Genomic DNA, 25232 nt, shown 5'->3' on the forward strand with positions numbered 1-25232 from the left:
TCTTACCTGCTTTCTGCCGGAAGATCGACGAGAGCTCGGTCGGCTTCAGCCGAGCCGAGGAGGTTGCCGTGATCTCGGTGCTCGGCCGCGTACGCGGCGTAGTCTCCGTACTCGCCAGCAAGCAGTCGCGCGGTGAAGTCCGCGTGGGCCCGGGTCATCTCGGCTTCGCGGTCAGGCTTCACCCAGCCCTCCGGAGCCTCGGGAGTCGGGTCGCCGGCACGTGCGGCCTTTACCCACGCCTTGACGACAGCTGTCTCTTCGGGCGTCTGCCGAACGCCAACGTTGTGGGTGGCTGCCCCGATCTTGTGCCCGTCAGCTGCGTAGAACGCCTCCCACTCGTACTTGCGTAGTACTGCGAACTGAGAGCGGTACATGGCACACAGCTGCTCCGCACTGAGCCCCACCATCACTGCCGCGAGCGCGTCGATCTCCACCAGAGCCATCCGGCGGTCGTACTCGGTACGCAGCGGGGTGGCCATGGACCAAGCCTCGCCGACCTGCTGGAGCGCGGGGCGGGGGGATGCTGGATCGGTCCACCGGTCCTTGAGCCAGGCCGGGTCGTGGAGTTCCTCCCATAGGGGGGCGTAGTCGCGGGTCAGGCAATTGAGGCGGAGGACACGCACAAGGAGAGGTGTGGCGAGAGGGTGGGAGAGAGGAGCTGGGAAGCTGCGGGCCAGCTCGATATTGACCTTCGAAGCACCTGAGACTTTGACCAAGTAATCGAAGACAAGCGAGCCCCAGAGACCGGCCACGACTCCCGTATCGCGATTCGAGCTCAAGGCGAGGGTATGCACCGTGTGCACGTGAGTCGGCCCTGGAGGAATAATCGCCGCTTTCAGTGACCTCTCATTATTCGAAGTCACCATATTGCGCCAGGCGACGCGAAAGAACTCCCCCGAGGGGGCCCCATCCCAGTCGCGACGTGCTGTTGCGAAATCTTCGCCCGAGCACGCCCGTGCATAGTTCGTACGCGGCACTAGGGTCTCGGGAAGTTCTTCCAAGTCCCATTCGGTGTAATCCTTGTTGGATTTGCAACCTGGGTTGGGCTGCTTAGCAAAGGGGGTAGCGACCGAAAAGTGAGGCCCCTGTAGAACAGCCTCGTCCCAGGAGGTGGGTACGGCAGTGCGGCGCTCGATGATCCCCTTGTCCTTCGCCCCCTTCTCGTCTAGTTCACGGGACCACCAGTGCTGGTGGTCGTGGAGCCGTTCGGGAAACGTTGCGAGGATCCGGAGCGCTCGGTCGTCCTCCACCGTCACTGCGCGCAGCACCCGAGCCTGTTCAGCGGGGGTTCCTCGCTCATCGATTACAGCGGCCCAGCTGGCGAGGACCTCGCGATTCACCGGGACGATTCGGTCACGGTGGGGACGCAGGTCCCAGCCGCCCTCGGGGAATTGGATCCCGGGCAAGGGGCCTTCGCCGTGATGCGTGAAGGAACCGTCCACTGTGGAGGGATGCACGACGCGTGCGATCTGTACGAAGTCGATCTCGCGAGGCGGGCCATAGATGCTCACCCCGAAGGACTTGTTGTTGTCGACATCTTCGAAGAGCAAGATGTTGTTGCCGTATTGGAAGTGTCGCCTGAGCCTGGAGTAAGTAGCGGTCCGGAAGGCGCCGCCCTTTGGAACGGAGAAATGGTTCTCTTCATGGATCAAGGCCGCTGTTCCGGTAGGACTCAGGTTGCGCCAGGACCGTTCCATGAAATTCAAATAGAGATTGGTCTGCAGTCCTGCGAGTACCGGGTGCTCGATTGCCGAGCCCAGGTGCGAGTCGCCGCCGACCCAAGAGGAGACGTCGGCAAGGTATGCTCGCAGAGATTTGCGCTTGGCCAGCGCCGTCACCCTCCGTTCGGCCTTTGTGTCCGCGGACGCTTGCTTCTCCAAACCGAACCAAGCGTCGTACTCCGCGACCGCCAGGTCGTCCTTCCATTCGGACTTGAGCCAAGGAGGGTTCCCCACCTGCAAGTCGAAGCCACCCTGGGAGAAGACGTGGGCGAACTCCAGTTCCCAGTGGAAGAATCCCTCCCGCCTGCTGATCGCGTCGATTTCGCTGAGCCACGGGAAGCGCAATGCGATCGCGGGCATCTCGGCGCACTGACTCATGAGCCGGTCGTTGGAGTCGTCTACTGCAAGTTGTTCGAAGTCGCCGGTGTCGCCGAAGAGGCCGAAGAGGTCATCGTGTCCTGCGGAGCTGGCCTTCTTGACACCCTTTGCCTTGGCAGCCTTCGCCTTGGCCGGCGGCACGCCAAGAACGGCCTCGCAGAAGTCCAGCCATTCGCCCAGGTCTGGGGGCTCAGGCGTGTCGTGCTGACCCACCGGCCAGAACCAGAGGGCGCACCAGGCGTCCATCACCAGCTTCAGTCGGCCCAGCGGTGCGCCGGGTTCCTTGAGGGCTGCCTCGATCTGCTCCCGGGAAACGGCTCCCGAGGATCGGGGCAGCGGCCGGTCCGGCGCCACCTCCCAAACGGCGATGTCGCGGCGAATCTCCCGCTCAGAGACGACGAGTCGCCGCCTGGCCAGCTCCCAGAGACGCTCGACTCTAATGGCAAGGGCCAGTAGCCGCTTGCTCTGGGCGACGCTCGGGGTGGAGGCGGCTTGCTTACGCCACTCGGCGAGCTGATCCCGGTCTTCCTTGGCCAGCTCCTTCGCCTCGTCTGAGTCGGCGACCGCTCCCCATCCCTTGGCTGGGAGCAGGAAGTGATGGATCTCCTCGCCTTCCTTGAAGACGCCTTCTTCTGTGCCTTCCCTCAACGGGCGATCGACCGGCACTGTGGTCAGCCACGCTTTCTTCCTCAGCGTCTCAGCCGCGTACACTGCCCGGCGCGCACCGACGAGGGAGTTGCCGCGGCGCAGGTGGAGGCCGAACCAGGGGGCCTTCAACCCTTCATGCATCGCGTTGAGCCACAGTGACACCTCGGCCAGCTCGACGGCGGTGTGGTTGAGGTCCACGCCATAGCAGTTGTGGAGGGCCAGGTACGCCTTGACTTTCTGCAGCTCCGCCTCGTACTGGTCTGGAGGCAGCTGGACGTCTTGGCCGCGCTCGACGGAGAGCTCGGCCATGCGGCGGCGCAGGTACTCCGCCGAGAGCTGGTTGATGGCCTCGTTGAGAAAGGCTCCTGAGCCCAGTGCCGGCTCGCACACGAGCAGGTCCAGGATATCGCGAGCCTTCGTCGTCTCACCGTCCTGGTCGAGTAGTTCGGCCAGGGCGTGCTTGACCGTGCTGCGGGTGAGCACTTCAGGGGTGTAGTACGAGGCGGACCGCTGACGCTCCCGGCCCGAGAGGCGGTAGACGAACGAGCCCTTCTTGTGCTGGACCCGCCTGGGTACGCCCGTGATCTCGTCGGGTCGCTTGACGAAAACCTCGTCGTCGTAGTTGTCGGCTTCGCGCTGAGGGACGACCCACGTGCCGGCCAGTCCGTCTGAATCCGGCTTGGCGACCTCGTACAGATCCTCGGCGGCGAAGAAGCCGGTATACGACATCAGCCCTTCGTACACAGCGCCGAGTTGGTTGATGCCGAGTTGGGCGTAGGAGATGAAGCCCTTGCTGGCGCCGTGGCTGAGCATGAGGCGGTTCAATACCCGCCATAGCACCTTATTTCGCAGTCGCGTGTCGACGCGCTGGCCATCGATGCGTACCGAGCCGATCAGCGGCGTGGCGTTCCCGTGGAACAGGTCGCTGCGCAGGGACTCAAAGCGGATACCGTCCGCGTCCAATCCGGTGTCGCTGGGCTGCTTCTCCTCCAGTGCGCGGTGCCCTTGGTCGACGAGACGGAAAAGCAGGTCGAGGGACTGGTGGAAGTGGAAGCCGTCCTGGGCTTCGTCGGGGAGGTCATAGGAGACCAGCTCGCCGAGTCGGCCGAGACCGTAGCCGTCCTGGTATGCGTCGTCCTTGCTGGGCAGGATGCCCAGTTCCGGTCGGGCTTCTGCGTACAGCAGGAACAGGACGCGGTACAGGTAGCGCAGCGACTCCTGGGTGAGCCGGTTGGCCAGTTCGGTGCTGTCGCCGAGTTCGGAGGGGTCCGCGTCCTGGTCGTGGATGCGGTCCAGGATTTCCTGGGCGATCAGTTCGACGGACTGCCGCAGGCCCGCCCGCAGCTCCTTGGACACCCCGACGGCGTGCTTGCGGCCCTTGTCGACGAGGTTGTCCAGGAACCCGGCGGCCCCGCCCTCCGTCAGCAGTGATTCCGCACCGAACAGAGCCGAGACGGCTTCCAGTTCGCCGCCGTCGGCGCCCAGGTTGCGGTCGAGGGCGGCGTCGATGCTGACGCCCAGGAATCGGCCCTCATGCCACGCGGTGCGGTCGGCGAGTAGCATGGCACCGCCAGCGAGCAGCAGAACAAACCTTGGCGCGTACGCCTCCTCGCTCCCGAAGAGGAAGGTGACGGCGTCCGCCGCGCTGGTGATCTCGTTCTTGCCGTCGAGAGCGATGGGAGCAAGCAACTCCGCGCCGCCATCTTCGATATCGGAGGTGACGAGTTCGGCGTCCGTGGTCCAGGTGACGTCCAGCGCGACCAGCTCGACGCCCCCGGGCCCCTTCACCGCGAGGGCGACGGGAACTTCGCGGTGCTTGTCGCTGTGCATGATCTCGAAGGCGCCGCGCTGGATCTTGGTGTGACTGTCGTCCTCGCGCTCCGGCGGCACCTCTCCACGCTGGATGTAGGCGAGGGCTGAGAGCAGAGCTTCGTTCAGCGTGCGCAGCTCGGATCCGCCGAAGTCGTCCTTCTCGGTGATGCGGACCTTGGCCTTGAAGTAGTCACGGCCCAGGTTCCTCATGCCCGAACGGGATGTGGGCTTTCCGGCCCGGTCTGCTGCCGTCCAGCGCTTGCGCAGGTCGGCGAGGTCCTTGGCAAAAAGCTCGGCGAGGTAGTGCGCGGAAATATACTCACCGCGGTTGATGATCGCTTCGAATGCCACGGTGGTCACGCACCCTTCTGTTCACCGGTTACAGCGGCCGGGGCGAGGACCCCGATCACGCGGATCATCGAGTCGCCCTGGGTGGCGAGCTGTTCGATGAGCTGCTCGACCTCTATGGCGGTGGTCTCAACCCGCTGTTCCTCGTGCTCGCGCCGGACGCCGAGAGTGAGCTGCTCGAACGTCGACTGGCTCGCCTTGCGCCAAGCCGACAGGCGCTTTTCGTACTCATCCAATTGCTCGATGAGCGGTTCTTCCTGGCTGCTACGTAGCTCGAGCAGGTGCTGCCGAGTGGCTTCAACAGCGCGTGGCACGAGGGCACGCAGGGCAACGATGTCCCCGGCGAACGGCCGGTTGAGCATCTTCGGCTTCACGCCGGCGCGCTCCAGGACGCCGACCAGATCGTCGTTGAACACGGGCTTGCCGTGCTCCAGCCCGGTCACGCAGGACCAGGCGAGGACGGTCGGATGGCCCTTGGCGTTGGAGTACATCCCCTGCATCAGGAACACCGGCCCGGGGACGTTGGCCGTGATGACAGGCGCGGCGTTGCGGGTGAGGCGGACCAAGACCTTGTCGGTAAGCCACTCAACCACCGGGTGCTGGTCGGTGAGGTAGCTGACGTCCGGCCAACCGGAGGTCTCGCGTCGCGCCTGCTTCGTGATCGTGCCCTTCGTTCGTTCGCCGCTGCGCTCACGTGCGCGGTCCAGGCGCTGCTGAGCGAACCCGGCATCGAATGTGACCCTGAGTTTGTCGAGTACGCCGCGCTCGTCCAGGTAGCTCTGCGGGAGGACGAGGAGGCGGCGCTGCAGTTCGCGGTCCGGGGCGAAGGAGAGCATCTCCGGGTAGTCGGTGTCCCATGCCTTCCCGATCTTCTGCTCGGGGTTGCCGTAGACCTCGTCGAGGGCGTCCTCGACGAAGGCCCGTGTCGAGGCGAACAGCTGCGGTACGCGGTAGTGCGCCCCGGACCCGTCGACGGTGTGGTGGGCCATGAACAGGTTGAAGGGGTCGACCGGCTGTGCGGGAACGATCTCGTCGAGCGTCTTTCCGTCGGCCAGTCCCGCCTTGATTACGTTCTCCTCTGCCTCTTCGTCGCGCAGTCCAAGGATGGAGGCGGCCTCACCGAGGGTGCGGTGGACCTCGTCCTCGCGATCCAGCAGCCGCCGGGAGACCAGTCGGTCCGCGGAGGGCACGTCGGGGTCCTCGTCCTGGCGAATCAGCAGCAACGCGCGGACTTCTGGGGAGGTCTGCTGGCCGTAGCGGTCGATACGACCGTTGCGCTGCTCGATGGTGATCAGCGACCAGGGCAGGTCGTAGTGGATCATCTGGTGGCACTGGCGATGCAGGTTGACGCCCTCAGACGCGATGTCACCCGTGAGCAGGATGCGCAGGTCGCTGTCCGCCAGCCCGAAGTCCTTCACGGTCCTTTGCTGCTCGTCGTCGGGCCGCCCGCCATGCAGCTGGCGGATCGCACCGCGTCCTACTTCCTCGCTAGCCTCGAAGCCCAGCGCCCCGGGCAGAGCGTCATGGAGCATCCGCAATGTGGCCCGGCGCTCGGAGAAGATGACAACGCGCTTGCCGGAGTCCGGCCCGACTCCCATGTCCTTCAGCTCGTCCACGAGGCGGCGGAACTTGGCCGCATCATGCACCTTTGCCTCGGCAGCAAGCTCGCCGAGCTGTGTCAGCGCCGAGCGTTCTGCGGCTCGCTTCTCCCCCTGTCCCGGGTGGTCCTCGGCGTCCTTGTCGATGAGTGCGATCCGGTTCTTGACCGTCTCGGCCAATGCCTCGTGTGAGGAGAGGAAGGCTTTGAGGAGCGTATAGGGGAAGAGCCGGGCACCCTTGCCGGTTACCGGGGCCGTCCGGCCTTCCCCTGGGCTGATCCAGACGTCGTACAGCTCCTCAAAGATCTTCTGTTCCGCAGTGCTCGCGACACAGTCGAAGGCTTCCGGCTTCTCGCGCGTGGCCCACTTGTGACCGATCTCCGCCGAGACGTCTGGGGACGTCTTGTGTCGGCGGACGTACAGATGGTCGAGCTGGGTCTCGTCGTAGTCGCTGGTGTCCGGGATGGCGGTCGGGTCGAGCAGGCTCAGCAGCTCACCGAATGACTCTCGCTGACCGTTGTGGGGTGTGGCGCTGGCTAGGACCAGCGCGTCAGTCCTCGGAGCGAGCAGGCTTGCGAGCCGGTTGTTCTTGGTCCCGGGGTTGATCAGCTTGTGGGACTCGTCGATGACGACGGCATCCCAGGTGACCTGCATGAGGTGGTTGCGCCAGCGGTCGGAGCGCAGGGTGTCGATGGAGATGATCGCGCGCTTGTAGTACGAGAAGGGGTTGCGGCCGGCCGGGATGTTCTGCCGGATGCGTGCGATGCCGGTCGAGTCCAGGCGTACGAGGGGGATCGCGAAACGCGTCCACAGCTCGTGCTGGAACTGCTCCAGGATGTGCTTGGGCGTGACGACGAGGATGCGCTCGCCTCTGCCCCGGCGGATGAGCTCCGACAGCAGCAGCCCAACCTCTAGGGTCTTGCCCAGCCCGACCGCGTCGGCGATGAGTAGCCTCGGCCGCAGGCCACGCAGTGCCGCCCTGGCAGGCTCGCGCTGGTAGGCCAGGTCATCGGCGAGGTGCGTGCCGACCGTGGCGAGTCGCTGCTCGGAGAGCGGAAGGGGGGTCTTGCGGATCAGCGCGTCGATGAACAGCCGGGAACGGCGGCACTCCGGGGAGTCGTCGACGACGAGGTCGGTGTCCTCGGGCCGCAGCGGCGTGACCCGGTCCAGGGATTCGTGGGCGAAGAAGACAGCCCGCTGGTCGCGTACGAGCGGGGAGATGCCGCGGACGTCCAGGCGCGTGCCGTCGTGCGAGGTCTCGGAGACCTCGACCACCAACCAGTCCTCATCCCGTGCACGGACCTGCATTCCCGCGGCGAATTTGGCTGTGCCTGCGGCGCTGGTCACTGGGCCGACTCCTTCGATCACTGTTGAACTGCCTCATTGTTGCTTTACTGCCTGTCCCGCTCTGCGCCGGGCAGAGTCAGCCGCCGAAGTCGGACCGCCGGTCGCGGATCTTTCCACGCCAACGGTCCGCCCACGGAGCGCCCCCACCACTGGACGCGCCTGCGGGGGCAGGCTCAGCCGATGCCCCGCCTCCCACCTCCGGTGCGGCCGGTTCCTCCCGAGCCGGCGCCGGCTCGGGAGGAACCGGCGGCACCGGAGGTGCCCCTTCAACCTGCAGGACGTCCTTGAGAAAGGATGCGGGCAGTGGCGGGTACAGCGGACCACTGACTGGCACTGCGTGCTCCAGCAGTCGGTCCATGGCCGCCTCCAGCACACTGTGGGCGGTAGGCCTGGCCTCCGGAGCGTAGGACAGGGCACCGACAATCAGCTCTCGCAGACTCTCGGGCAACCCCGACAGATCGGGCGGGACGTCCAGTATCCGCTGCACCGGCATATCGGCGTAAAACGGGGGGTGCCCGGTCGCCGCATGTACCAGCGTCGCGCCCAGGCTGTAAACGTCGGCGGCCTCGCTCGCCTTGCGTGAGTCCATGGCTTGTTCCGGCGCCATGTACACGAGCGTGCCGACCGGCGCGTCGCCGGAGGTGAGCCCCGTCGCCCCACCGACATGGCACACGCCGAAGTCGATCACGCGAGTGCCCTGCGTGGTGACCAGCACATTGCTGGGCTTCAGGTCGCGGTGGAGGAGCCGGACGGAGTGGATGTGAATCAGCGCATCGGACAAGCTCGCGGCCAGCCACCACGCCCCAAGCTCACTCACAGCGCCGTGCTGGTTCAGCAGCCCTTCCAGCGAGGGCGCGTGGACGTACTCGGTGGCGATCCAGGGCTGCTCCGCGTCTGGGTCGGCGGCCACGAGTGCCGCGGTGTGAAATCCGCCGACGCGCCGGATCGCCTCCAGCTCCTGGGCGAACCGCTGCCGGAAGTACGGCTGGTCTGCCAGCGCCGGTTTGATGACCTTGATCGCCACCGGGCGGGTGCTGCGATAGCCGAGGTAGACAACGCCCATCGCGCCCTGGCCGAGACGCCGGGTCAGCCGGAAGCCCGCGATCTCTCGGGGGTCCTTCTCCCGCAGCGGCTCGTACACCATCGCCCCCCGTTCCGTGCCCGGCAGGCGAAGGCGTAATGCGCCGGACGCGATGCGTCACACGTCAACAACGTTGAGATTATCAGTGGTACGGGCTACTTCTTGTGCCTTGTTGGATCTTCTCCGTAACCCCAGAGGACCATTCGGCCAGGAGCGCATCGGTGACCGCTTCCTCGTAGACGGCGCGGTTCTCCCTTTCCATGACCTTGGCGAGTTCTGGGTCCCAGGGGGTGCCTTGAGGCTTGCCTCCCAGCTGGACGTGATCGCTGTCGGAGTGAACCCCGCTGAGGTAGTCTGCGGCGCTCATTCGCCAGGGCCGGGCCTGGTAGCGGGCGCGGAGCTGATTTGTCATTTCGATGCCGGGCCAGTCGAAGTCTCCGTGGTAGTGCAGGGTGCCATCGGCGTCGGTGATCAGCCGAGCGAGTCGATGGAAGGCGGTGGAAGGGCGGCCCTCGGCGCAGATCAGCGGCGGACTGCTCGCGCCGAGTTCGCCGGCGGCGCGGCGGAGGACGGCCGGGTTCTCGCAGACGTAGACCGTCGGCAGGTTTACGGCAATGGGCAGGGTGATGAGCTGATGGAGGGTGATGTGGAAGGGGGTACCGGAGCGGGCGGCGTCGGTGAGCCACTGGCCCAGTCCTTGGCCGGTCGCGGGGAGGTTGAGGACGAGGACGCGGCTGGCGAGGTCATCGACGATGACGTCGAAGGTATCCCACAGCTCGCGACGAGCCTCAGCTCCTGATCCGAGTGGGATTCCGCGTGCTGTGGCAAGCGCTCGCAGGACCAGAGTGGGCAGAGAGCCGCGGCCGGGGTTGAGGGCCTTGGTGTCTCCAGTGGTGGCGTCGGCCAAGGCGGGCAGCATGACCGGAGGCGAGTCGCTGGGCCTGCTGTGGAGGTACTCCAGTACGTGGATGGCCTGGCTGAGGATGTAGGTGTCGTTCTTGTTGATCAGCCCGGTGATCGTGCCGTCGGACGCAAGGGTGGCCAGCCATTGCCGGTACCAGGGGTGGGCGGTGTGCAGCGGGCTGGTCTCGGCCTCGGCACGGAGCTCCTGCCGGGCCTGATCGAGCGTGGTCCTCTCATCAGCGCGGAAGCGCAGTTCGGGGCCGATCCGTTCCAGGACACCTCGGAGCGACCCGCCCGTGACGTTGCGTACGCTCTCCTCCAATGCCGCGAGGGGGATGGTGAGGCGGCGGACATCAGCCGAGCGGTAGGCGCCGGTGATGCCGACGACGACGTTGCGTTCGGCCGTGGTCGGGTTGGTCAGGCTGATGGAGCCTGTGATCTCGCCGCTATTGCGTTCGAGAGAGCGCCGGGCAGCGGCCAGGAGGCGGCGGAACTCGGGGCCGCGGTAGCGCTCGTATGCCTCTGCTGACGTGGTCATTCTGATTCCTCGGCGTCGTCGTTCGCCGACTCCTCGTCGGAGAGGTCGGCGAGCAGTCCTGCCTGCGCAGGGACGTGGCGGCGGGGGGTGAAGCCGAGGAGTTCAGCGGCCAGATCGTGGGATCCGGGGTATTCAAGGTCATCGAGGATCTGTTCGCCGTCCCAGACGAGCAGCATGGCAGAGACGGTGTGGGATGCCTCGTCGTGCTTCATGTCGTAGTGCGAGATCTGCGGCACACCGGGGTAGGTGATCCAGAGGTCATGGCCGGTCATGAAGAGGTCGAGGTCGAACTTGGCGGTAAGGGCAAGAAGATCGGGACGGTACTCCTCGTCGATCCCGGCGAATGCCTCGTCCAGGGCGATCAGCCGCGGGCAGGTGTGGTACGCGGAGCTGTACTGGGCGTGGGCGGCTGCGAAGAGTGGCAGGTGGATGGAGGCGGACTTCTCACCGCCGGACATCACGCTGTGCTTGGCCTTGGTGAGGAGTTCCCCCTTCCTCCTTTCCTCTTCACTTCCGCCCGGCCGGAACAGGCGCAGCTCGAACTTGCGCCAGGCGCGGTAGTCCAGAACCTCTGTGATCACTTGCTGGTAAGTCTTCTTCGCGTCGGCAGCGGCTTTGGCTCGGATCTGGTTGCGCAGGTGGGATCGCAGTTCGGCCAGGCCGACGGGGCCGAGACCGGAGGCGTCTTTGTCGAGAAGCCTGTTGACGGTCTGCTGGGAGTCGGTAAGCGCGTCGGAGACGACCCAGTTGATGCCCACCGTGGTACCGGAGGACATCGGCCTGGATCGCGTGTCGGCGTCCATGCTCTTGACCAGGTCGCGGGCGGCGATGGTGCGGTCGTGGATCTGCTGGGCCAGCCCGGTCAGGAGTCCGTCTTCCAGGACGGTGCGTTCCTTGTCTTCCAGCAGCACGCTCTGATCGGCGAGCTGTTCGGCCAGGCGTCGCGCGAAGTCCGCTACCGGTGCCGGTCCTTCGCTGTCGGTGACTCGGGCCAGGATGATGTCGCCGACCGGCTCCCACTCAAAGAGGTAGCCCTGATCGGATTCCACCAGGGCCGTCTCCAGCGTGGTGATGGCGCTGGAGATCTTGGTCGTGACGGTCTTCAGGAGGCTCGCGGTGATCGCGCGACCGCGGGTCGCCTCGTCGAGCGCGCTGATCAGGGAGGCGACGGTTTTGGGGACGACGGTCTTGGCGGCCTCCATGCCCGTGAGGGTGGTATCGGCCGAAGTGAGGCTGTCCATGAGTGCCTGGACTGCCTGTTCGGAACTCGGCCACATGTCGTGCGGCAGCCAGGCGGTGTCCGCGGTTGCATCGAGCAGGCCCAGCAGGTCGGGCCGGGCATACGGCTCAAGGGTGAGGGTGGTGCGCACCTGCTCGGATACGGCCGTGGCCAGTGCTGTACGGCCGAACTCCAGGGCATGGGCGGCTTTCAGAAGCCGGTCTCGCTGTTCTTCGGCGTCCTTCTTTGCACGGTCGAAGGACTTCCGTGCATCGGCGAGCTGCTCCTGGGATTCCGCGATCTGCTGCAGGATCTTCTGCAGGGGTGCTTCGAGCGTCGCCTCCTGGGTGCGCAGGCGTTCGTCCTGAACCGAGAACTCGTCCTTGCGTGCTTGCAGCGCTTCGGCCTGGTCCGTGCAGGACTCGGTCTGGGCTTCGATGATTTCCTTGCGGCTGGAGATGTCGCGCTCGGCAGCCTCGGCCTGCTGACGGCAGGTGGAGAGCGCCGTGCCGGCGTCGGCGAAGTCGTCGATGGCCTGGGCAACATTGTCCAGTTCTTCACGACGAGTGGGCAGACGAGCGGCCGTGGCGGCATGCCGAAGCTGCCGGTTCTTCTCATGGGCCCGGGCGATCGCTCCGTCGAGTCGCTTGCCTGTTTCGGTAAGGCGGCGGCGGGCTCCGGCGACCTTCTCCGCCACCACTGCCACTTCGCTTACCGCTTCGGTGATCGCCTGGGTGCGCGGGAGCTCACGCCTGGCGCGGTCGAAGTCGTCGAAGGCTTCATCCGCGTACCGTTGTTGCTCCCCGATGTCGGCGAGTTGAGCTTCCAGGGCAGCGATGGATTCGTCGAGCAGGCGCAGCCGTTCGCGCCGGCGGGCGGCCCGTGCGGTGGCTCCGATGTACTCCGGCCGGGCCTTGGGATGCGCACCGGCCTGCATGCCGAGGCGGAAGTGCGAACCTGTGGTCACCGAGGGAGCAGACAGCGCCTCGTCCGCTGCCGGAGCGCAGTCGGTTACGGCGATGGATGCCAGGACAGCCTGGACGGCAGCAGAGCTGACGTGCTCCTGGTCTTCGACGATCAGTACATCGGCCAGGGTGCGGCCGGTGGGCCGCTGTACGGGAGGCAGCGGGCGGAGGAAGGCGTCGGCGACCTTGTCGTGCAGTGCCTGGTCGGTCAGCGCAGGGTCGGGGTGTAGCCAGGCGGTGAGCAGGCCGGCCGCGTACAGTGCGCCCTCCACTGCGGCTGCTTGGTCGTCGGGGACGTGATCAGCGAACCGCACGAGCTGCCACAGCGGAGCGCCGGGCCGCTTATCGCGGCTGGCCGGGCGCAGGTCACTGGGCGGCGGCGCGTCATCACCCTCCGCCGCGACGGTGTCGCGCTCGTCCCGCCTGGCTCGCAGAGTGTCCGCGGTGTCGCCGTGCTGCCGCTTCAGGGTCTCTACGCGGGTCAGGGCGCTGGTCGGTGAGGGAATGGAAGACCTCCGGCAGCGGGGCCACCTCGGCTTCCCCCACAGCACCGATGGCCGCGCGCAGCACGTCACCGTCCGCAGAGAGCAAGACCGCGGTGTCGTCGCTACCGCTCCAGCGGCTGGCGAACGCGTCCAGCTCCTGGCCGGCCGTGGTGCGAGCGAGGTCGAGCTTCGCGGCTGCTGCGGCGGACTGCCGCTCGGCCTGGGTCAGTTCGCCGCTCGCCGCGTCGCAATGCTCTTGCTCGCGCTCCTGATCCTTCGCGGCGGCGTCGGCATCGGTGAGATGGGCGCGTACGTCCTCCAGTTCGCTGCGACGGGCGGCGACCCGACCGGCGACCTGGGAATCCAGTGCAGCGCCGAGATCCAGCGCGTCGTCGTCGTGGAGGATGCCACAGCGGCGTGCCGTGTCCATGAGGGTGTGGGTGTGGCGGGAGGCCGTCCGGCGCAGGTCATCGTGCCGCTGGAGGGCGCGTTCCGCCTCCTGCTTGAGGGCTGCCAGGTTCTCCTGGGCCCGGTTGAGGTGGCGTTCGCTGTCGGCGATGCCCATGCGCTCGGTGCGTACGCGCTCGCGCAGTTCCTTGAGCCCGTCCTGCTTCTTGATGGCGTCGTGGTTCTGGTACTCGGCCAGGCGAGCGCCGATCTCGTTGCACCGGCGTTCGGCAGTATCCCGCTCCTGCTGTGAGGTAGTCAGCTGCCGCTCGGCGGTGCGGTGGCCGCCCGCCGCTTCCAGGAGCGTCTCGCACTGGGCGGCCGTGTCCTGGATGCGCCCGGTGACGTGGTCGACACGGTCACGGGCATGGGCGCGCAGGTAACTGGTGTATTCACGAAGGAAGTCCCGGACTGCGGCATCGGCCCCCGTGAGGGCGTTGAGGAGCGCTTGGATCTCGGCGAGGTTCTCGAAGTCGCGGGCAGCCTGCAGGACCAGGGCATCATCGACGGGACGCAGTCCGGCGGTGAGGGTGTCGGACACCTTGACCGGGTCGAGGTCTTTGGCCAGCAGTGGGCGCCGCAGCTGGAGCAGCAGGTTGACCAGCTGGTTGTAGCGCTCGCGGCCCAGTCCGAACAGTCGCTCGTCGACAGCCTCGCGGTACGCCTCCGCCGTGGCGTAGGTGGCTCCTTCGCCCAGCAGCGTCTTGAGGGCGTTCTCCCGCAGCGGGCGTGAGGCGGCGTCCAGCAGGCCGAAGTCGATGCCGACTCGGCCGTCGGTGACGAAGAAGAAGCGTGCCGGTGTGGACATGGGCTTGGTCACCCGCATGCCGAGCCCCACGGTTACGGCTTCGAGGGCCTCGCCGTCGGGTCCGGTACGGGCGAACTCCATCCATACGTAGCCGTATGCGGACTCCTGCCCCTTGTAGAGGAGGTTCGACTTCATGGTCCGCTCCTCGCCGCTGAACGGATCAAGGCGCCGAGCGTCGAGGACACCGTCCAGGACCAACGGGAACAGAACCTCAAGGGCCTTGGTCTTGCCGGAGCCGTTGTGTCCTCGCAGGACCAGGCGGCCGTCGGCGAAGACGAACTCCTCGTCGGTGTAGTCCCACAGGCCGATGACCCCGGCGCGCGTGGGCTTGAAGCGAACCTCCGATTGGTCAGCGGTGCGGGAGTGGGGGATGAGAGTCATCGAGAGGTTTCCTCAAGGGGGAAGTCGAGAGCGAACTGGCCGTCATGCGCGGGGCGGGGCAGGACGGCGGTGATGTTGCGGTAGCGGCCGGCCGCGGGCCGAACCAGGACCCCGCCGGGCACGATGTGGACAAGGCGCAGGTCCGCCAAGAGCGCGACCGCCTCTGCGAGCAGCCCGCCGGGATCGGCCTGCCACTTATTGGTGAAGGAGGAAGGGCCGAACTCTTCATAGAGTTCGGTGATCATCTGCTCCAGGGAGCTGTGTTCCACGAAAGGCAGGCTCGCCTGCCTCTCCTGCTCCGGGGCGGCCGGATCGGTATCGTCCGTGTCGTGGCCGGTGTCCGTGTGGAGGTCGTGGGCCAGGGCTTCGAGCGTGCCGACCTGGGGGAGGGCCATGTCGATGCGGCTCAGCAGGTCGGCGTGTTCCTCCCCCGGGTCGGGCGGCAGCAGGTACCGCAAGCTGCTCGCCCGATCCGGGTCTTCCCGCAGATCCGCGACCTTCGCGAGGATCAGCCCGGCGGTGCGGTTGACCGCTCCGCCGCGGCCGGGGAACCGCTTGTCGGTGAAGTGGCCTGTGGTGTCGACGAGCATGACCCCCTCAGCCCGGCGCTCGACAGGCAACCCGGTCAGCCGTGTGAGGTCCTCGGCAAGGGTGGGCTGGCGCAGCGCTGCCGCTGTCTCCGTGTCGGTGTCGCCGAAGTAGACCACCGGGTACTCGATCAGCAGCCGACGGGCTCGCTGGGCAGCGAGCCGCCGACGGGGGTCCCGGCCGGTGCCGGCCGTCGGTGTGTCCAGCAGCCCAGCGGCGCTGGCAAGGTGCTGCAGGGGCTTGCTCGGCCGGAAGAGCGCCGCGCAGGTGTTGTGGTCGATGTCGAACAGTGCGTCCCCGCGGTCGTGGTCACGGGCCCAGTCCTCCATCGAGCCATCGGAGATCCGCAGCGCACCCCGGTCGACAAGCCAGTCCATCACATCCACGACCGCATCCTTGTGGCCCGGTGCGGTCGCATCGAAGCCCAGGTGCTCGATCGCGTTGGCGGACGGCGCAAGGAGCTTGACCAGATCGGCGAGGTTGATCTCGACCCGTGACCGATGCAGACACGCCAGGACCAGACAGAGGTAGGCCAGTCGCCGCCGGTCGAACGGCCTCTTGCTCTTCACCGTGAGAAACGCCTGGCTGTCATCGAAGCCATCCAGCCGCCGCAGCAGCCGTGCGTGACGGGCACTGGTCTGCAAGGAGTAGCCGAACAAGTCCCGGAAATCCTTGCCCAGTTCGTCGGCCCACTGCAGCACCAGCGCGAGCGCCTTGGCCCGCGGGTAGCTCTCGGTGACGAAACCGTGCAGCAGCATGAGCCGGGCCGCTTGCTGGTAGGAGCCCAGGTCGGCAGTCTCCACGGAGGCGGCTACGCGGTGGGCGGCCATCAGGACGTCTCCGTTCGGCGGCGGCGCATCGCACCATGAGGCTTGATCTCCAAGGTGAAGCCAGGCAGGTGCAACGTGCCGGTCTCGGTCCGAAGCCGGCTGCCACGCTCGTTCGGAACCAGGCGGAGCGTCAGGACGTCGCTGCTGCCAGTACCTGAACGCAGCCGGCCCACGACGACCGTCCGGGCCTGAAGGGCACGGGTCAGCAGCTTGAGCACGGCACGGGTCTCCGCCGCGTTCAGCACCCGATCATGGGCCCCATGCTCCAGGAGATCCGTGGCCGCCTCCCGGTCCGCAGCCCGATTCGCCAGCTGCTGCTCGCGCAACCGGGCATGAGCGCCACGAAGGGTACGGACCGGCTGCGGGCCGCCCGGTGCCGGCCGCTTGCCATGCCGGAACAGGCTGATGCTGACCTCCACCCCGGGGGCATCCCACCACGTCGCCCGCGGAGAGATCTGGTCGTCATCGTCATGCGCACCCGACAGATGCCGTACCGAGCGCAGGTCGAAGGCAGCCGACACCAGGGCGTTCGCTGCCTGTTCATCCGGCGCACCCGCCGCCCAGGCAGCGAGATGCCGCAACTGGGTAGTCCGGCTCACCCCACCCCGACGCGACTCCGTCACCTGCCGCAGCAGAGCAATGACTCCCGAGATGGCCGAACGCGTCGCCCCCTGCAACTGCGCGGCCCTGGTGTCCCCAGTGCCATCGGCCAAGAACCACTGGCGCAGCCCCATCCAGCGCCGACGCCAATCCTCAAGCCGCGCGGCCGGCCGCATCATCGGCCGCTCATCCACGGCAGCGGCCCGCTCCAGCAGGGTCTCCACCCCACTGTCCTCCACCTCGTACACAGCCTCCGCCAGCCGGGGCGCGTAACGCTCCAGCTCCGCCGTGAAGTCGCTCATGTGCGCCAGCAGCGCGTGCTTGTAGCGCAGGAACGTCTCCGGAGAGACATCCGTCGTACGCGCCACATCGTTCAGCGTCAGATAGAAACGTGCCGCCCGCTGCGTCATGTCCTGCAGCACACTGTCGAGACGGGCGAGCTTGCGATGCACCTCATCCCGGTCTCCCTCCCGGTTCGCCATCGCCAGCGCCTTGAAGTCAGCCAGGATGTCGGCGAAGACCAGCCGCGACAGGTTCGCGTCCTGCACCCGGGAGCCGATCACCTCCTCCACCGCGCAATAGACGCGGTACCCGATCTCCGTGAACTGGTAGACCGACTGCCGGTTGCGGTACGCGGCCAGATTGCCGCACCGCAACGGGTCCTCCACCCGGTAGAGGACCTGCTCGTTGTCCGAGGAGAGGTTGTCGAGCATGGCCCGCAGGTTCAAGTCCGCGGCGGACGGCACCTCGACGTGCGCTGTCGCGAGCTCCTTCAGTGCGTTCGCCACGTCGTCGGGATGGACCTGCAACTGGTGTACGCCCCGCAGCACGTTCATGGCCCGCAGTACCCACAAATACGCCACATGCTCATCACGCTGAGTAAAGTTGAACAGTCGCAGGCGGTCGCCCACCGTCAATGAATCAAGATCGAATAACTCGGAGACTCCAGAGTCACCACGCTGGAACACCTATACCGCCCCTCGTCCCGCCACACATTGCGCATACCCTGACAGACGCCACTGACAATCGCCCCGCAGTTGGGAGAAGGAGCCGCCTCCACCCCTCTTCAGCGCTCTCGGGAGTGATACCTGTGCCGCACACTTCGTGAAGACGGGTCCTCGCCGGCGCATGCGTGCCGCCGCCCCTCGGGGGCTGGGTGGCGACCGTCACGCCTGACCATCGGCCGTAACAGGGTGGGGCCTTTGACGCCGCCTGCGCCGATTCCGGACCCACGTGCGGGCCCGGCCTGTCGCCGCACTGGCATAGGTTCAGGAAACGGAGCGTGACTCCCCCTGAAGGCCGGGCGGCGGCCGGCCCGAGTGGTTGAGGTAATTGCGCTTCATTGCCCCGGTTGGTCTGTGCACGCCGAGGTGCACGGTCGCAGTCCAGCGCGAGCCGGACTCGGAACGAGCGCACCCCCCGTCCCGTCCTTGAGCTCCACATGGGTAGTGGGTAGATGAGGTGAGATGGCCCTGGCGGCGGAGGGTGGACACGGCAACCTAGCCTCGGTATCCGCCTCCCACCAACCGGTCCAGGGACGGCCCTGCAACGACGACACTCTCCGAATTTGGCTGTGGCAGGGCGAAGGCTTCCACATGTGCACCAGGCCTACTGCCGCGGCCAGCCGATGGTCCTGATCCAGCTAGGTCCTGGAGAGGCTGCGAAGGTCCGCCCGCAGGTGCACACGAACGGTTCAACTGGCCCATGGTGAGGCGGCGGGGCCGCGTCAGCGGACGGCGCGTCAGACGTCGTGGTGGAGGCCCTGGGGATCCCGGGTGCCGAGCTGTCAGGGCTCGATCGCTCACGGCAGACAGCAAGCCCCTTGAAACAACTGGAACATCTCGTGGGGGCATGTCAACCTACAACACCCCTGATCAGAGGGGCGTACGCGAACTGCCTAACGCCCCCAGTACCCCAAGGAGTATGGCCGGCCAAGACGCTGTGGGACATGGGCCGTGACGAGTGCGTCCCGGCGTCTGTCGGTAACGCACCGGATCGCCATGCGAGCAGAGCTGCATGCAGCCTTGTGAGCGGGCCTCGTGTGATCGTCGGCAGCACTGAACGGCTTGCCAAGGAGGGGTTCGTGGAGTCGAAGGGCGACGGCATAACTCGGCCCGGCCCCTGGTTCCTCGGCTGACGGGCCCGGAGCTGCTGGGGGATATATAGCCGACGATCCCCGGTTTCCGAAACCGGGGATCGTCCGGACCATTGCTGGTGTTCGCGTCGCTGTACTTGGCGGTGGAGTGAAGCGAACGCAATGGTTCTTCGCCGAGAGGGTTGGTGGCTGGGGGCTGCGCCTCCATTAAGAGACGGCGTCCCCTGTCGAATCAGTCATGCTCGGCACCGCAATGAGAGGGAAGAAATGGCGCGTCCGCCCGCTTTGAAGCTAGCGGAAGTTCTGGCAGAAATACGCATGAGTCCGTCGGCGTTCTATCGCCTGCGCTCGCGGGGGATGGCGCCCCACATGGTCAAGCTTCCGAATGGTGAACTTAGGTGCCGTCGTGCCGATCTGGATGCCTGGTGGGAGGCGTGCGAAAGGGATTCTGACAATTGGCGCTGAGTTACAACGTCCGCTTCTGGGAGATACGTGAGCGTCCTGGACGGCGAAAGCCGTTCATGGTGCGGTGGACGGTAAGTGGACTCGAAAAATCTGAGTCCTTCATGACTTTCGGCCTTGCTGAGAGTCGGCGGTCGAAGCTGATGACAGCGGCTCGGGAAGGTGAAGCCTTTGACGAGGCGAGCGGGCTGCCGACGTCGGAGCTGCGAGCGCAGAAGCAGCGGACTACATGGTACGACCTCGCCCACGAGTACCTTGACCAGCGGTGGGCTCGAACGCCAGGGAACACGCGCCGCACCATTGCCGATGCACTTGCTACCGTCACGCCATCCTTGGTCCGGCCGGGCGCTTCCTACCCGGAGCCACGGGTGCTCCGGAGGGCGCTTTACTCCCATGCGTTCAACAAGAACGCATGGGGTCAGGAGCCGTCCGAGGAGTGGCGGAAAGCGCTGGACTGGATCAAGCGAAACTCTCTGCCTATTGGTTCACTCGCCGAGGCGGTCGTTGTGCGTCGTGCATTGGACGCTTTGTGTCTCAAGCTGGACGGCAAGCCTGCTGCCGCCAAGACTGCGCGCCGTAAGAGATCTGCCTTCAGTGAGGTGCTGAACATGGCGGTGGAGAATGGCTACTTCGTGGACAATCCCCTTGCGGGGATCAAGTGGACCGCCCCCTCGGTGGAGGACGAAGTAGACCCAGCTTCCGTGCCGAATCCACTTCAGATCGGTCGCTTGCTGTCAGGGGTGGCGCAGCAACCGGGCCGGGGCCCTCATTTGGAGGCGTTCTTCGGCTGTATGTACTACGCAGCCATGCGGCCGGCAGAGGTGATCCACCTTCGGCTCGAACAGTGCCACCTCCCCGAGGCGGGGTGGGGGTTGCTCAACCTGACCGGTGGCGTGGTCACCGCTGGCAAGGAGTGGACGGACGACGGTGAGGTCTACGAAGTCCATTCGCTCAAGCGTCGTGCCGCAACGGCGACCCGGCCTGTACCCATTCCGCCGCAGTTCGTGAGCATGCTTCGTACGCACATCGAGCGCTTCGGCGTTGCCCCGGACGGCAGGTTGTTCCGGAATCAGGCGGGCAATTACGTTGAGGCGGCGGCCTACGGAACAACATGGTCGCGGGCTAGGGAGTACGTGCTCACGCGCACCGAGCTTGCCGCCGGTCTGGCCAAACGGCCATACGACCTCCGGCATGCTGGGATCTCGTTCTGGCTCCACTCCGGCGTTGACCCCGCGGAGTGCGCACGGCGTGCCGGTCACAGCATCCATGTGCTGTTCAAGTACTACGCGAAATTCCTCGACGGCGTGCAGGAGCAGGCGAACCGTCTGATCGAGCAGTCCATGGACGAGTGGAACCGCGTCAACCAGGGCGGCATGCCTGCGCGGTGAGGTCAGTTTGGTCCGTGACTGGTCCGGAAGAGTCGGTCAGGATCGGGATACGGGTGGGAGGAACTGGGAGTAACGGTGTAAATCTAGAACCGCTTCGAGCGGGTCGAGTCGACGGCGCCTGACGGGCAAAAGCCCAGGTCAGGTGCCGTTTCTCGTGCTCCTAGAAGAAGCCGAGCCGCTTCGGGGAGTACGAGACCAGGAGATTCTTCGTCTGCTGGTAGTGCTCCAGCATCATCTTGTGGGTCTCGCGGCCGATGCCCGACTGCTTGTAACCGCCGAAGGCGGCGTGGGCCGGGTAGGCGTGGTAGCAGTTCGTCCAGACGCGGCCCGCTTGGATCGCGCGGCCCGCGCGGTAGGCGGTGTTGATGTCGCGGGTCCAGACGCCGGCGCCCAGGCCGTACGCCGTGTCGTTGGCGATGCGGACGGCGTCGTCGAAGTCCTGGAAGGACGTCACCGACACGACCGGGCCGAAGATCTCCTCCTGGAAGATCCGCATGCGGTTGTCGCCCTCGAAGATGGTCGGCTGGACGTAGAAGCCGCCGGCCAGCTCGCCGCCCAGGTCCTGCTTCTGGCCGCCCGTCAGGATCTTCGCGCCCTCCTGCTGGCCTATCTCCACGTACGACAGCACCTTCTTGAGCTGCTCCTCGGAGGCCTGTGCCCCGATCATCGTGTCCGTGTCCAACGGGTGCCCGGGCACGATCAGTTCGGTGCGCGCGACCGCCGCGTCGAGGAAGTCGCCGTAACGGCCCCGCTCGATCAGGGCGCGCGACGGGCTGGTGCAGACCTCGCCCTGGTTCAGGGCGAACATCGTGAAGCCCTCCAGGGCCTTGTCGCGCAGGTCGTCGTCGGTGGTCCAGATGTCGTCGAAGAAGAGGTTGGGGCTCTTGCCGCCGAGCTCGAGGGTGACCGGCTTCAGGTGCTCCGCCGCGTACTGCATGATCAGCCGCCCGGTGGAGGTCTCGCCGGTGAAGGCGACCTTCGCCACGCGCGGGCTGGAGGCCAGCGGCTTGCCTGCCTCCTCGCCGAAGCCGTTGACGACGTTCACCACGCCCGGCGGCAGCAGGTCCGCCACCAGACTCAGCCAGTAGTGCACCGACGCCGGGGTCTGCTCGGCCGGCTTGAGCACCACCGTGTTGCCCGCCGCCAGGGCCGGCGCAAGCTTCCACACCGCCATCAGGATCGGGAAGTTCCACGGGATGATCTGGGCGACCACACCCAGCGGCTCGTGGAAGTGGTAGGCGACCGTGTCGTCGTCGATCTGGCTCAGCGCGCCCTCCTGCGCGCGCAGGGCGCCCGCGAAGTAGCGGAACTGGTCGATCGCGAGCGGCATGTCGGCGGCGAGGGTCTCGCGGACCGGCTTGCCGTTCTCCCAGGTCTCGGCGACTGCCAGGGCTTCGAGGTTCTGCTCCATCCGGTCCGCGATCCGCAGGAGGACGGACGACCGCTCGGCGGCCGAGGTACGTCCCCAGGCGGGCGCGGCGGCGTGCGCCGCGTCCAGCGCCCGCTCCACGTCCTCGGCCGTGCCGCGCGCGACCTCGGTGAAGGTCTGCCCGTTGACCGGGGAGGGGTTGGCGAAGTACTGGCCCCGGGCGGGCTCGACGTACTCACCGCCGATGAAGTGGCCGTACCGGGACGCGTACGTCATCAGCGAGCCCTCGGTACCGGGCGCGGCGTAACGGGTCATGGTGTCCTCCCAGGTGGCGGGCGCCGGCCGCCGTCGGACAGCGCTCGCCAGGAGGCTAGGAGCAGGCAGGTTGCGGGGACGTTGCACGTCGCCTGGGCGTGGGTGCGGGCGCCGGTTTGGGCGTGGGTGTGGGCGTGGGTGTGGGCGTGCCGAGTTCGAGGTCCAGGGAGCGTACGCGCGCCAGCGCGGCCGATCGCGCCTCCGGCGGGAGCGCGGCGGCCAGGGCCCGCCACACCTCCGGGTCGTCCGCGCCCCACGGGCCGCACACCCAGTCGCTCAGCAGCCCCGCGTCCGCCCGGGCGATCACGGCGGCTCGCGCCTGGTCCTCGATCCGGCGGCGCAGCCGGGCGATCCCGGGCGCCGTCGACGCGGGCAGCAGCGGCCCCGGGTAGCGGTTCAGCGCGGCCGAGACGGCGCCCGCCGCCAGGTGCCGGGTCACGGCGGTGAAGTCCGCCTCCAGCGGGGCGGCGGTCCGGTACGGGCGGGAGAGCAGGTGCCGCCCGCCCAGCAGCCCGCGCAGCCGCGAGATCTCAGCCCGCAGCGTCACCGGGCAGACCGACTCGTCCTCGTACAGGGCGATCGCCAGCTCCTCGCCCGACAGCCCCTCCGGATGGTGCGCGAGCAGCACCATGATCTCGCTGTGCCGCCGCCCGAGCGCGATCTCCCGGCCCCCGACCACCAGCAGCGCCTCGTCGCGGCCGAGCACGGTCAGGGTGTCGCGGGCCGCCGCCGGGGCCGGGTCGAGCAGGGCCAGCTGGGCTTCGGCCGCCCGCGCCACCGCCTGGACGAAGGCGAGCGAGTGGGGGTGGGCCAGGCCGTCGCCGCCGGTGATGTCCACCGCGCCGAGCACCCCGCCGGTCCGGGGATCGCGGACCGGGGCCGCCGCGCAGGTCCACGGATGCACCCGGCGGCTGAAGTGCTCCGCCCCGAAGACCTGTACGGGCTGTCCGAGCGCGACCGCCGTACCGGGCGCGTTGGTTCCCATAGCCGTCTCCGCCCAGCGCGCGCCCGGCACGAAGCCGAGCCGGTCCGCCCGCCGCAGCGTCGCCGGTTCGCCCTCGACCCAGAGCAGGCTGCCCCGCGCGTCGCACACCGCCAGCAGGTGCGCCCCGCTCGCCGCGAACGCCCCGACCAGCTCCCGGAACACCGGCATCACCCGGGCCAGCGGATGCTGCTCCCGGTACTCCCGCAGCTCCGGCTCCGCCCGATCCACCCGGGGCGCGCACTCCGGGCTGACCCGGGCCCGGGCGCAGCGCCGCCAGGACTTCGCGATCACCGCCCGGACCGGTGCCTCGACCAGCCCGTCCCGCGTGAACGCCGCGTGCGCCCGCCGCAGTTCGCGCGTGCGCTCGGCGGGATCCGCCCCGCCCGGCAGCGCCAACGACGGATCGACCATGTCACCCTCCCGTGGTGCCGCGGTACCGGAGCGCCCCATCGTCGTGCCGGGTACGGGTCCCGGCAAGCGGTACGTCGGCCAGAGCGCGGCGAAACCCCGTCAGGGCGTCAGGTGCCGTTGGCCGGGTCCGGCTCCGCCAGCGCCGACGCCGGGTCCGGGGCGCCCGGGCCCGCCGGGAGCCACCGGCCGGCCTCGCGGCGGTACGGCCACCAGCGGCCCTCCCGGCCCAGCCGGAGCTGGCGGTCCGTGCCCGCGACCGTCCAGCGGGCGCGGACCCGGCGCAGCGGCGGGGCCGGGTCGGCGGCGGTGGCTGCGGGGTCGGTGGTTCGGGGTCCGGTGGGTTCGGGGTCGGTGGGGTCGGTGGCTGCGGGGTCGGTCGCGTCCGACCAGGCCGTGGCGAGGGCCGCGCGGGCGCGGGCCAGGGTGGCGCGGTCCGGCGTCCAGTCGTCCTCCAGCACCGCGAGGGCCGGGGCCCCGCCGAAGCCCCAGGCCCGTACGGCCAGGTCCAGCGCGGCCCGGTCCCTGTCGCCAGACGCGGCCAGGCGGGAACGGACCCGGACGTCACAGGCCTCGGCTGCCAGTCGTACGGCATCTTCGGCAGCGGTCAGCGGGGGCCGCGGCGGGCGGTCGGCGTGCCCCGGAGACAGCGCCCGCGCCAACCGCCGGTACGCCTCGGACGCCGCCGCCTGCGCGAGGAACTCCACCGCGTCCACGTCGAGTTCCGGTTCGGACTCCGTGTCCAGCGTCGGCGGCTGCCCCGGCCCGTCCGGCAGGATCGCCGGCGCGGGCAGCGGCGGCAGGGCGCGCCCGGCGGCGAACGCCTCGGCGGCCGGAACGCCTGCGTCGGCGAGGGGGCGAAGGGAGCCCCCTTGCCCCTGGCCCAGGCCTTGCCCTTGCCCTTCCGCTTCGGCCGAGTTGCGTCGCTCCAGTTCGTCCACCAGCTCCCGCTCCCCGCGCCCGCGCAGCAGCAACAGCACGAACGGGTCCCGGTCCAGCAGCCGCGCCACCTGGTAGCAGAGCGCCGCCGTGTGCGAGCAGTGGTCCCACTCCCCGCAGTCGCAGCGCGGGTCCAGATCCCCTATTCCGGGCAGCAGTTCCACCCCGGCCGCCGCCGCGTCCTCGGCCAGCTCCGGCGGCACCTCCCGGTCCAGCAGCGCCGCGATGTGGCCCGCCTCGGAGGCCGCCAGCCCCAGCAGCCGGTCCCATTCCGCTTCGGTGAACTCCTGCACCAGCACATCGGTGCGGTGCGCCGTCCCGTCCGGGCCGCGCACCACCGCCGTCAGCCGTCCCGGCCGCACCGAGACCGCGCCGACCACGCCCGCGCGGGCGTACCGGCGGCCCTGCTTGACCTGCCGGCCGTCGAGCGCGCTGTCCTCCAGCGCGCGCAGCCAGGCATGGCCCCACCAGGTGTCGGCGAATCCCCGGCCGGGGGCGGGCGGCAAGGCCGGGAAGGTCTTCTCGCTCCGGTCGCTCCGGTCCATGCGGTTCATGCGGTCGCGGTCCATCCGGT

At 67.8% G+C, this 25232-nt stretch carries 13 protein-coding genes; 2 read left to right on the top strand and 11 right to left on the bottom strand.

The window, feature by feature from the left end:
* Positions 1-2: 2 nt before the first annotated feature.
* The 8 genes from OG982_RS27120 to OG982_RS27155 all read right to left on the bottom strand — a co-directional run bounded on the left by OG982_RS27120 (position 3) and on the right by OG982_RS27155 (position 17665).
* A complete protein-coding gene (locus OG982_RS27120; RefSeq protein ID WP_266949502.1) occupies positions 3-4919 on the bottom strand; it encodes a type II restriction endonuclease subunit M in 4917 nt (1638 codons plus the stop codon).
* Positions 4916-7852 carry a DEAD/DEAH box helicase gene (locus OG982_RS27125; RefSeq protein ID WP_266949503.1) on the bottom strand — a complete coding sequence of 979 codons (2937 nt, stop codon included), beginning with the start codon at positions 7850-7852 and terminating at the stop codon, positions 4916-4918. The genes OG982_RS27120 and OG982_RS27125 overlap by 4 nt, the downstream gene beginning before the upstream one ends.
* Positions 7853-7928: 76 nt before the next feature.
* Entirely contained in the window at positions 7929-8996 is a 1068-nt protein-coding gene (locus OG982_RS27130; protein ID WP_266949505.1) for a serine/threonine-protein kinase, read from the bottom strand.
* Between the two features lie 79 nt (positions 8997-9075).
* Positions 9076-10374 carry a TIGR02679 family protein gene (locus OG982_RS27135; protein ID WP_266949507.1) on the bottom strand — a complete coding sequence of 433 codons (1299 nt, stop codon included), beginning with the start codon at positions 10372-10374 and terminating at the stop codon, positions 9076-9078.
* Positions 10371-12830 (bottom strand): SbcC/MukB-like Walker B domain-containing protein, encoded by a 2460-nt coding sequence (locus OG982_RS27140; RefSeq protein ID WP_266949509.1) that lies wholly within the window; start codon positions 12828-12830, stop codon positions 10371-10373. Before OG982_RS27140 ends, OG982_RS27135 begins: the two co-directional genes overlap by 4 nt.
* 115 nt (positions 12831-12945) lie before the next feature.
* Complete coding sequence (locus tag OG982_RS27145; protein WP_266949510.1) at positions 12946-14679, bottom strand: hypothetical protein; 1734 nt, start codon at positions 14677-14679, stop codon at positions 12946-12948.
* Positions 14676-16097 (bottom strand): DUF2398 family protein, encoded by a 1422-nt coding sequence (locus OG982_RS27150; RefSeq protein ID WP_266949512.1) that lies wholly within the window; start codon positions 16095-16097, stop codon positions 14676-14678. Before OG982_RS27150 ends, OG982_RS27145 begins: the two co-directional genes overlap by 4 nt.
* Positions 16097-17665: a TIGR02677 family protein gene (locus OG982_RS27155; protein WP_266949514.1), complete on the bottom strand. Its 1569-nt coding sequence runs from the start codon at positions 17663-17665 to the stop codon at positions 16097-16099. Before OG982_RS27155 ends, OG982_RS27150 begins: the two co-directional genes overlap by 1 nt.
* Positions 17666-19059: 1394 nt before the next feature.
* On the opposite strand from OG982_RS27155, the gene OG982_RS27160 reads away from it, so the two are divergent.
* Positions 19060-19257 (top strand): AlpA family transcriptional regulator, encoded by a 198-nt coding sequence (locus OG982_RS27160; RefSeq protein WP_266949515.1) that lies wholly within the window; start codon positions 19060-19062, stop codon positions 19255-19257.
* A complete protein-coding gene (locus tag OG982_RS27165; protein WP_266949517.1) occupies positions 19248-20642 on the top strand; it encodes an integrase in 1395 nt (464 codons plus the stop codon). Before OG982_RS27160 ends, OG982_RS27165 begins: the two co-directional genes overlap by 10 nt.
* 160 nt (positions 20643-20802) lie before the next feature.
* Here the strand turns inward: OG982_RS27165 and OG982_RS27170 are convergent, their stop codons facing one another.
* The 3 genes from OG982_RS27170 to OG982_RS27180 all read right to left on the bottom strand — a co-directional run bounded on the left by OG982_RS27170 (position 20803) and on the right by OG982_RS27180 (position 25227).
* Entirely contained in the window at positions 20803-22326 is a 1524-nt protein-coding gene (locus OG982_RS27170) for an aldehyde dehydrogenase family protein (RefSeq protein ID WP_266949519.1), read from the bottom strand.
* 55 nt (positions 22327-22381) lie between these two features.
* Positions 22382-23722 carry a GAF domain-containing protein gene (locus tag OG982_RS27175; protein WP_266949520.1) on the bottom strand — a complete coding sequence of 447 codons (1341 nt, stop codon included), beginning with the start codon at positions 23720-23722 and terminating at the stop codon, positions 22382-22384.
* A 107-nt stretch (positions 23723-23829) separates the two neighbouring features.
* Complete coding sequence (locus OG982_RS27180; RefSeq protein ID WP_266949521.1) at positions 23830-25227, bottom strand: SWF or SNF family helicase; 1398 nt, start codon at positions 25225-25227, stop codon at positions 23830-23832.
* Positions 25228-25232 lie beyond the last annotated feature (5 nt).

Origin of the sequence: Streptomyces sp. NBC_01551 (genome assembly GCF_026339935.1) — a bacterium.
Classification (GTDB): Bacteria; Actinomycetota; Actinomycetes; order Streptomycetales; family Streptomycetaceae; genus Streptomyces.

Excerpts from the sequence above, each read along its gene's own strand:
- OG982_RS27135 (WP_266949507.1), bottom strand. The coding sequence starts at position 10,374 with ATGACCACGTCAGCAGAGGCATACGAGCGCTACCGCGGCCCCGAGTTC.
- OG982_RS27145 (WP_266949510.1), bottom strand. The coding sequence starts at position 14,679 with ATGACTCTCATCCCCCACTCCCGCACCGCTGACCAATCGGAGGTTCGC.
- OG982_RS27180 (WP_266949521.1), bottom strand. The coding sequence starts at position 25,227 with ATGGACCGCGACCGCATGAACCGCATGGACCGGAGCGACCGGAGCGAG.
- OG982_RS27150 (WP_266949512.1), bottom strand. The coding sequence starts at position 16,097 with ATGGCCGCCCACCGCGTAGCCGCCTCCGTGGAGACTGCCGACCTGGGC.
- OG982_RS27130 (WP_266949505.1), bottom strand. The coding sequence starts at position 8,996 with ATGGTGTACGAGCCGCTGCGGGAGAAGGACCCCCGAGAGATCGCGGGC.
- OG982_RS27175 (WP_266949520.1), bottom strand. The coding sequence starts at position 23,722 with ATGGTCGATCCGTCGTTGGCGCTGCCGGGCGGGGCGGATCCCGCCGAG.
- OG982_RS27160 (WP_266949515.1), top strand. The coding sequence starts at position 19,060 with ATGGCGCGTCCGCCCGCTTTGAAGCTAGCGGAAGTTCTGGCAGAAATA.
- OG982_RS27170 (WP_266949519.1), bottom strand. The coding sequence starts at position 22,326 with ATGACCCGTTACGCCGCGCCCGGTACCGAGGGCTCGCTGATGACGTAC.